This is a genomic window from Endozoicomonas atrinae (assembly GCF_001647025.1).
GTDB classification, from domain to species: Bacteria; Pseudomonadota; Gammaproteobacteria; order Pseudomonadales; family Endozoicomonadaceae; genus Endozoicomonas; species Endozoicomonas atrinae.
The window spans coordinates 1-7,683 of record NZ_LUKQ02000249.1; the positions used below are offsets into that span (position 1 = coordinate 1).

Sequence of the window (7,683 nt, forward strand, 5' to 3'; positions counted from 1 at the left end):
GTCCTCTCGATTGGTCATGGCGCTGCTCCCTGCTTGATACCAACAGGAAAACAATCGGCCAGAAAAGGGTTAATCGGGAGGTCAAATTAAACTGGTGTTTTGAAGACTTATTACATCGGTGATGACATGGTGTCGTCTGTATGCCTCATGCCTGGGGACATAACCGGCCAGGTACCCGAATCACAGTTGCTGAAGCCCATGCTGGTGTCAGCTTGAATGACATCACCAATGAGAAAGTGATCGATGAGCTGACCGGTAATGCGGTGGTACATGGAATTCCAGTGAAAGTCGAAGCCACCAGGTTGGCCACGGCCTGAGCAAATGAACAACAGAGGTTACAAAATGCACAAAGGTTTTCCTTTGTAAGCTTTTTGCGCCCTGTAATGGCAAAAAATTAAAACAAAAAAGAAGAAAGCATCATGAAGTTCTCTAAAACAAAAATTGCTTTGGGCATTGCTGCATTCACAGCTATCTCAACGTTCTCCTATTTAAAAGCAACCGAAAATGAAGTACCTGTTGAACTGGGTTCACCGGCAGTCGCTCAACCCATGCCTGGCGCCTTACAACCTGATCACCCCTGGCTGGCTGAATCCCAGCGCAGCAGTATGCACGGTGGATCTTACAACCGGAATATCACAGATTATCCAGGCCCCCTAGGGAAAAATACTCAGGCCATTCATCGCAACTTCAGCTCCATCGTTGGCGTCGCACCCAATATCGCCTTTGATACCGAAGGCCGCCTGATTACCGTCAGCATCAAACTGACCGGCGTGGAGTTGCACCTTCTGGATCCCGATACTCTGGAAACCATCGCTCAATACGATATGCCAATGAAAACGTCCGGGGACAACAGTGGTGGTGGTTACTTCCACCTTGATCACAAGGATCGACCAATTCTCGCGCCAGCAGATAACACCATTAAAATTCTGGAGCTGGATAAGTCTGGTGACCAGCCACAATGGGTCGTCGCTGAAGAGTACGATATCAGCGGCGTTATGCCTGAAGGCAGCAACATTCATGATGTCATGCCGGACTGGGAAGGAAACCTCTGGTTTGTTACCAGTAACGGCTATACCGGTTACCGGGATCAAAAGACCGGAGAATTCCATACCTACCAAATGGAAGGTGACGACGAGGTTATTCAAAACTCCTTTGCAGTGGATCAAGAAGGTGTCTACATCGTTTCAACCCACGCCCTTTATCAATTCAAGATTGATACTGAAAGTGGCAAACCCTACTGGAGCTGGCGCATGCCCTATGACCGGGGAGAAGCACAGAAGCCAGGTACCCTTTCTTTTGGCTCGGGCACCTCACCAACGCTGATTGGAGATGATCTGGTCACCATTGCTGATGATGGTTCTCCCTCAACTCACCTGATGGTTTATCGTCGCAATTCCGACATTGAGGGAAATCGGGAAGTATGCAAAGTTCCTCTGTTCAAGCCCGGAGAAAGTGCGACTGAAAACTCCATCCTGGTATACGGTAATGCCATGGTTGTACAAAACGACTATGGACATGTTTATTCCGGTAATGCCCTGGAAACCTCTCCGGGCGTCATGCGTATTGATGTACGGAAGGATCGCAGCGGCTGTGATGTGACCTGGAACTCCGAGCTTCTCTCTCAATCCCTGCCAATTCTGTCTACTGATAATGGCATACTCTATTTCTACACCTTCAAGAAACAAAATGATAAAGACCGTTTAGGAGGCTGGTACCTGACGGCGGTTGATTTTGATACCGGAGAAGAGAAATTTGATCGACTGATCGGCACAGGAAGTGGTGGAATTACAGATACTCTATCCAGTGTTACTGCACCTGTCGTTTTGGGGCCCAATGGCGCCGCATATGTAGGAATCAGAACCGGTGTGGTTGCAGCCATTGACGAGACCCCCTGAATTAGACAGCTCTTAGTGCTGCTAGTACTACCAAGCAAACATATACCATTGTACTGGTCAAAATAGCATTCTGATGAATAGGAGGATCCGCAAAAGGCTCCTCCATATCAAACTAGTCATCCCTTAACACCGACCTTGCGTGACGCTTAATTAAATTACCGCAAGTATAAAACTTTCCAGCCAGGTCAGAGAACTCATTCAGATTTCTTCCAAACATCTCATGAGCATATTCTTTCCCCTCCTGCTCATCAGGCTGATCCTCAGCCAGATCCTCTTTCATTACATGACCAGTAGTCTTAAACAAAGAAGCCAGCTGTATAGCAAATCGTGGAGAAGACTTCACCAACATAGACTTCAAACTCCCAGATTCCAGAATGCTACATGGATCAGTCTGCCAGAATTCTGGCAACTCTTGTGTCCACTCTTTGCTTATAGCATCTATCGTCATGAACAATATCTCTAAAATTTGCTGACGAGTGTGAATCTTGCGTACATATGCAGCCTCACTATGTTGATGAGCCTCCAGCAAGATCGCATAGATATCACTTACCTTTTTTCTTAAAGTCCAAACTTTGTTTTGAGCCAATAAAATCTGACTAACTGGTTTTTTATATTTCCTTAAAAGGTCGTCGTGCCTTTCAACCAGCCATTCATAGTCAATTCTTCCCGAACGTTTTAGAGCATTATAAAGTGGCCAACGTTTACGAAGAGTCAGGGCCATTTCATCTTCAACTTCATCTTCTGCTAAATAATCTGGAATTTGAAAATCATTATTTACACTTACTTCAATATCTTCACAAGGAGAAGAATTGCAAATTCCTGATGACAATAAATCAATATCACTCTGAGCTTGTTGGCCTTTATAGCCCCCTCTCTCTAAGGGAGGAGTTATAGAAAACTCAAGAACAGGATTATTATCAGTTAAAACCTTGACTTCTTTTTTTTGTGATCTGTCCCGTCTACTCAATATCTTATCATCTGACTTTTTTCTATTATCTTCAGAATTAGATTTACCGCGTTTTTTTTTCTGCCTTTGGCACTACAACCCTGCTATGCAGATCATCAATCTGAGCCTGTAATACAACAACCTCCTGATTCGAACCTGCAACCCTTAATTCATTCTGCAAGAATTTTTTATACTCCTGTAAACTTTTAAGACATTCATTGGTATGACCCAGCTTTTCCTGAACCCTGGCAAGGGGATTTAACAACTCCTTTCTATAGCGCGATTGTGAAGATAATTCTCTGATCGCAGCATTAAGATATTCACCGCCTTCTGCTGTTTGTTCACCAACCTCACTTGCAGCTCTTTCATAAAGTATTGCAGCCAACGCTTTCAACTGACGATGAGTACGACTATCACTAGTAATACATTTAATTGCTCCGACATATTCCTTTTGGCTTACTTTTACCAGTGCATCAAAAACCGTTAAATTCTTAAGGTTAACTCGACCTGCAACTTTTTCTGCTTTGCTCTGCTGACCAATAAGATAGTAATAGAGTATTACATAAGAGGGGGCATCCATTTGCTTCCTATCTTCCCCCCTTCCAGAGCTAACCGATAGCCATTGAGCATGATGCTCAACTTCCGGTTTCATCTTCTCCAGCATATCCTTACTGCTTCCAAGCCATTCGAGGTGCTCCAGAGCCCCCTCAGGATTCAGAAGCATTTTGCTATCCCAGGCATTACTTCTAAGCCCCAGATCATGCCAGAGCATAACCAATAGAGGATATAGTGTATGCTGTGCAGCCGCGCTGCTTACTTGACAAAATTTTGAAAAATCCTTTAAGAGATCACAGGAAATAATATAATTCGTGTATGCAACTCTTTTATCAACACCTGACGTAGCCGCATCAACCGAAGCAAGAGAGTATTGATATATAAGCTCTTTTACATTTGATTTTGGATCACTGTACATACTTGTCAAAATGGTACAAATGGCAGACACCGAATCAATCGATGCCAGCCGATGAAAGTTCCTCCGGCTACTCCACTCAAACATTTTTATACATTTTTCTTGAAAATTCTCCCGGCTTTCGTTATGAACTAAATTCTTTCCTCTCCTCCCCTTTGGACGGTTTCCATATGTGCCTTCTAGCTGGTGAAGAAAGCACTTTTTAAATAGCCGGGATAAGGCATAGTACCAGACAGAAATAATCATCTGCATATCAAATACAGAACAATTATTCAGTAACATATCTTCTATTTCATACATATGTGCTTCGAGAAAATCGATATAGCACAAGTTTGATTCACCATCACTTGTTTCTCGAGCAGCCAAAAAACAAGCCAGCATTTTTTTTTCAACTCGTTCATCACATGACTCTGATGCTTCAGTTAACTTTTCAAATGCAGAGAAAATACCAGCCAGTTGATCCGACTGCACAGACAAAGATTTTGCCGCCTTTTCACGTTTTCTCATATCAGAAGTTTTATATTTGTCCGCTATAGGCCATAAGCTCTCAGGATCCACAAGCTTATAGCTATAATCAAGCATTCCTCCCTGCATTATAAAAGGATGTATTTCATCGCAGTGTTTAGTAATAATTGAATCAAGTTTTTCATGATGACGGGTTTCAGTGTCTCTGTGCAATTGTTCTAGGACAAGCTGTTTTAACACTATTTTTGCAATCTGTTGTTTTTCAGATCGATATTCAGGGTGAGTTTTCTCTCTTCTAATATGAAGAGCAAGTGCAGTTCTTTTTCTATCGGCAAGCCTATCAAGATGATGCTGACATACCTCTTCAAAAGCTCTACCACAGAGCTGGTCTTGTTGAGCCGGGGCTTGAGTCGTATTGTATGTCGATGTTGGGTTTGCCAGTTTCAGGCTGTAATGAGTAACAGGCTTAAGAGTACCCGGTTGGCTCTTTGTAGCATTTTGACGTTGATCCCGATGATCAGTGCTTCTGTCTAATGAGTTCAAGGCAGCACCGGAAGCCTGAGCGCCCCTCTGTATTCCATCCATTTAATTTATACTTTAATTGTAATATGTAACTCCTTAGTCAATTAAGACGCTAATAAAGTTCACTCAGTTCTCGCAATCCCTGGTTATTCACCCCTGAGTAAAAACTTCTCGAAAGACCTGACAGAAGATATACCGGCTATTAGACACCAGAGCCCTCTCAGGCCCTGGTTACCTGAAGGTCTAGAGCCCGAGTTTCTCTACGACAAAGTCAAGATCTTTATCCCCCCTGCCGCTAAGATTAACCAGAATACTCTGTTCTGATGATAACTGTTTAGCCAGTTTCATGGCATAAGCAACAGCATGAGCACTTTCCAGCGCAGGAATAATACCTTCTTTGCGCGACAGGGTCATAAATGCATCAAGGCACTCCTGATCGGTAGCACTTTGGTATTCCACTCGACCAATATCTTTCAGATAGCTGTGCTGAGGACCAACGCCGGGGTAATCAAGACCTGATGCAATAGAGTGAACGGGTAAAGGCTCACCTTCCTCATCCTGCAACACATAGCATTTGAAACCGTGAATAGCACCCGGTTTGCCCAGAGTCATCGTGGCTGCATGCTCACTGGTATCAAGCCCCTTACCGGCAGGCTCAACACCGACAATATTGACCTCCGGATCATTCAGAAAAGCAGTAAAGAGACCAATAGCATTACTGCCACCTCCGACACAAGCCATTACATAGTCTGGTAAGCGCCCTTCCATTTCCTGGAACTGATCTCTCGCCTCTTCACCAATAATCTGCTGAAAGTCCCGTACCATCATGGGGAAAGGGTGAGGGCCAACCACTGAGCCGATGGCATAGAGCTGACTTTCCGGGTCGGACAGATAAGCCTCAAATGCACTGTCTACCGCATCTTTCAAGGTACGGGTACCAAACGTCACCGGTACCACCTTACAGCCCAGCACCTTCATTCGAGTCACATTGGGTGCCTCTTTTTCAATATCAATCTGCCCCATATGAATCTCACATTCGATCCCTACCAGGGCACAGGCCGTTGCCATGGCCACACCGTGTTGCCCGGCTCCCGTTTCGGCAACGATTTTTTTCTTCCCCATATATTTCGCCAGCAGGGCTTCACCGATAGCATGGTTGATTTTATGAGCTCCGGTATGGTTCAAATCTTCCCGCTTGAGATAGATTTTTGCGCCACCGATGGCATCAGACAAACGTTTGGCGAAAAAAACCGGGCTGGGTCTTCCAACATAATGTTTGTAGAGAGTATGCAACTCTTTTCGGAAAGCTGGATCCTGTCGAATGCTTCCATAAGCAGAGGTGACATCTGCGATGGCTTTTTCAAGAGCCGGAGGAACCATAGAGCCACCATAGCTGCCAAAGTGGCCGGTATCATCTGGCATTGGACCAAATTCAAGTTTTGTACTCATGTCGCTTACCTGCTGACTGGTATTGTCGTTGTTATCCCTGAACTTCCTCAGGACTTTGCAGCCAGCAGGATGCCACTATTTACAGTCAGTGTCTTATACTAATCCAGTAAAAACCCATAAAAAATGGGTCAGTAGCAAATTTTTCATGTAATGTGCACAGTCAATTTCAAAGAGGCGAAACACTCTTAGATGCCAAGAATAAATAAGACAACTGAAAAATATCAGCTATATTTCAAGCAATAAAAACGCGTTTCATTTCGACACTTGTAATCGATGGTTGGATAATGCCCTTCACTGATCTGCTCACCAAGTGAAAGTGAAATAGTTTTTTCGACATTTCATTTTTCATTGGGTTTCTCATGGAGAATTATGCGGATTCAATTCGAAGTACAATGCCTCAGTTCTACTCAAAAAATACCCCTACCCGTAGTACTGAAGCCATTGGAAGACAGGAACCACTTACCAATGCCGGTAGAACATTACGCGTTGACCTATCTTCAAGAGCAGGACCTGTTGGACATGCATCAGCATCAGCAGTATCGCAACAACAAAGACCCATCGAGACAAGGACTGTTTCCTTTAACAATACAAGTGGTGACAGAACAACTGCTGAAACTGTGAGTGTATATTTTAGAGAGACGCTTACCGAAAAGCTTAATATCCTTCTCCGTCAAAGTGAAAGCAACAGCCATAACATCCAAGATATGAGAGATGAGTTATTTCGATTTCGAAATGAATTCATGAACACCCATCGTGCTACGGACAGGCTAAATAGTAAGTTATCAACCTTAAGCAATAAAATGCATCTTATAGAAACAGACACCAGAAGACTCTTAGAAGAGGTTAACTTAAGAGCAAAAGATCTGGAAATTCTAACAGATAAGATAGGGATTGATTTACTGACAGCTGTCGACACTACAACTGATTTAGAAAAAACAATAAAACAAATTCAATCCTCAAAAGAGGATCGAACAGCATTAAAAATACATGTTTCTTATCTATCTATGATGGCAGATCGGCTTCAAAAGGAAAAAAACAGACTTCTAAACGATATTGACAAACTATTAACCTCTAATGATGGTGAACTAAAAGAAAGAGTTGCCAAAGCAAAGGAAGCTTTAGCTAAAGATGAATGTGCAGAGTCTGCAACAATGAGTCATCGTGAAAGCGAAGATAAGACTTTATGGCAAAGACTGAAGGGTTTATGTTTTAAGAGGAAATTTACAATTTGCGGTGTTGTTGGCATTCCTGGAGGGCTTTCCGGTGCTGCAGTGATCTATGGAATCTATCTGGTGGTCAAAGGGCGGGAGGGAATGTAATTTAAATTGTGTAAACGCTTGTCGTTAATACTCCAAAATGGAGAATAACAATGAGCGTTGAAATCAACGAAAAACTGGTAGATCAAATAGCCAGTCAGATTAAAACTCAGGATGATC

Annotated in this window: 6 protein-coding genes; 3 read left to right on the forward strand and 3 right to left on the reverse strand. The window is 43.3% G+C overall.

Going from position 1 to position 7,683, the window contains the following annotated elements; genetic code table 11:
- Positions 1-140: 140 nt before the first annotated feature.
- The gene (locus AK963_RS31515; RefSeq protein WP_175404607.1) at positions 141-317 is read left to right on the forward strand and encodes a hypothetical protein; all 177 of its coding nucleotides are present in this window, start codon (positions 141-143) and stop codon (positions 315-317) included.
- A 102-nt stretch (positions 318-419) separates the two neighbouring features.
- Complete coding sequence (locus AK963_RS22905) at positions 420-1,895, forward strand: SMP-30/gluconolactonase/LRE family protein (RefSeq protein ID WP_066017731.1); 1,476 nt, start codon at positions 420-422, stop codon at positions 1,893-1,895.
- 112 nt (positions 1,896-2,007) lie between these two features.
- Here the strand turns inward: AK963_RS22905 and AK963_RS22910 are convergent, their stop codons facing one another.
- The 3 genes from AK963_RS22910 to trpB form a co-directional block, all read right to left on the reverse strand.
- The gene (locus tag AK963_RS22910) at positions 2,008-2,862 is read right to left on the reverse strand and encodes a hypothetical protein (protein WP_066017732.1); all 855 of its coding nucleotides are present in this window, start codon (positions 2,860-2,862) and stop codon (positions 2,008-2,010) included.
- Between the two features lie 43 nt (positions 2,863-2,905).
- Entirely contained in the window at positions 2,906-4,819 is a 1,914-nt protein-coding gene (locus tag AK963_RS22915) for a hypothetical protein (protein ID WP_238593822.1), read from the reverse strand.
- Positions 4,820-5,041: 222 nt separating this feature from the next.
- Entirely contained in the window at positions 5,042-6,247 is a 1,206-nt protein-coding gene (trpB, locus tag AK963_RS22920) for a tryptophan synthase subunit beta (protein WP_066017734.1), read from the reverse strand.
- A 359-nt stretch (positions 6,248-6,606) separates the two neighbouring features.
- Between trpB and AK963_RS22925 the strand changes: the two genes are divergently transcribed.
- Complete coding sequence (locus AK963_RS22925) at positions 6,607-7,566, forward strand: hypothetical protein (RefSeq protein ID WP_139117599.1); 960 nt, start codon at positions 6,607-6,609, stop codon at positions 7,564-7,566.
- Positions 7,567-7,683 lie beyond the last annotated feature (117 nt).

Bases quoted from the DNA above. Each gene is read 5' to 3' on its own strand.
- AK963_RS31515 (WP_175404607.1), top strand. From the start codon at position 141: ATGCCTCATGCCTGGGGACATAACCGGCCAGGTACCCGAATCACAGTT.
- AK963_RS22905 (WP_066017731.1), top strand. From the start codon at position 420: ATGAAGTTCTCTAAAACAAAAATTGCTTTGGGCATTGCTGCATTCACA.
- trpB (WP_066017734.1), bottom strand. From the start codon at position 6,247: ATGAGTACAAAACTTGAATTTGGTCCAATGCCAGATGATACCGGCCAC.
- AK963_RS22925 (WP_139117599.1), top strand. From the start codon at position 6,607: ATGGAGAATTATGCGGATTCAATTCGAAGTACAATGCCTCAGTTCTAC.